The organism is Vibrio sp. Vb0349 (assembly GCF_033338975.1).
Window position 1 is genome coordinate 1 of sequence record NZ_JAWOTS010000317.1, and the last position, 1,180, is coordinate 1,180.

Annotated in this window: 2 protein-coding genes; one reads left to right on the top strand and one right to left on the bottom strand. The window is 46.1% G+C overall.

Translation table 11 applies throughout. The annotated features are described in order from the left end of the window. The coding region (locus R7Q47_RS25490) for a valine--pyruvate transaminase (RefSeq protein WP_318090148.1) at positions 1–844 on the top strand (844 nt) is incomplete at its 5' end. Between the two features lie 84 nt (positions 845–928). Here the strand turns inward: R7Q47_RS25490 and R7Q47_RS25495 are convergent. Continuing rightward, on the bottom strand, positions 929–1,180 hold a 252-nt coding region (locus R7Q47_RS25495; RefSeq protein ID WP_318090150.1), incomplete at its 5' end, for an Hsp20 family protein.

The window sequence follows — 1,180 nt, forward strand, 5'->3', positions numbered from 1 at the left end:
CATTGGCTACGGTGATGCAGGTATCGATGAAGACATTTTTGTTTCGTACCATCCAGAAATAGAGCTACTCGACAACGGCCTATTCAAATATCACGTTGATTTTGAAAAGCTCACCGTCGATGACTCCGTCGCAGCAATTTGTGCATCTCGCCCAACCAACCCAACAGGTAACGTACTGACTGACGAAGAAGTGCGTAAACTGGACAAATTGGCGCGCGAGAACAACATCCCACTGATCATCGACAATGCGTACGGCTTGCCGTTCCCGAACATCATTTTTGAAGATGTCGAACCGTTCTGGAATGAAAACACCATCCTGTGCATGAGCTTATCTAAACTTGGCTTACCGGGTGTGCGATGTGGGATTGTGATTGCGAGTGAAGAAATCACCCAAGCACTCACCAATATGAATGGCATCATCAGCTTAGCGCCAGGCAGTGTTGGCCCAGCATTGGCAAACCACATCATCGCTAAAGGCGATCTACTCAAACTGAGTTCAGAGGTGATTAAGCCGTTCTACAAGCAGAAATCACAACGCGCGGTAGAACTGCTACAACAGGCGATTACAGACAAGCGATTCCGTATCCACAAACCTGAAGGGGCGATCTTCTTGTGGTTATGGTTTGATGAGTTGCCAATTACGACAATGGAGTTGTACCAACGCTTGAAAGCGCGTGGCGTATTGATTGTTCCGGGGGAGTATTTCTTTATTGGTCAGAAAGACGAGTGGGACCATGCTCATCAGTGCTTGCGCATGAACTACGTTCAAGACGATGAGATGATGCAGAAAGGTATCGCGATTATCGCGGAAGAAGTCGAAAAGGCTTACCTACAAAGTCAGTAAAGCAAACTCCCGCATCAAAGACACAAATTAAAAAGAGCGCCAACTGGCGCTCTTTCTCACTCTATAGGGCAAATAACTTGCTGATTAGTTGCTTTCTAGCAGGTTGTTGCCACCGATAGCAATTTTGCGTGGTTGCATTGCTTCTGGAATTTCACGAACCAAGTCAATGTGTAATAGGCCGTTTTCCATTGAAGCGCCAGTCACTTTTACATAGTCCGCGAGTTGGAACTTACGTTCAAAATCGCGCTCTGCAATGCCTTGGTACACGTAGTTTTTGCCTTCTTCTGCTTTACGCTCACCCTTCACGATCAACATGTTTTCATTTTGAGTTATATC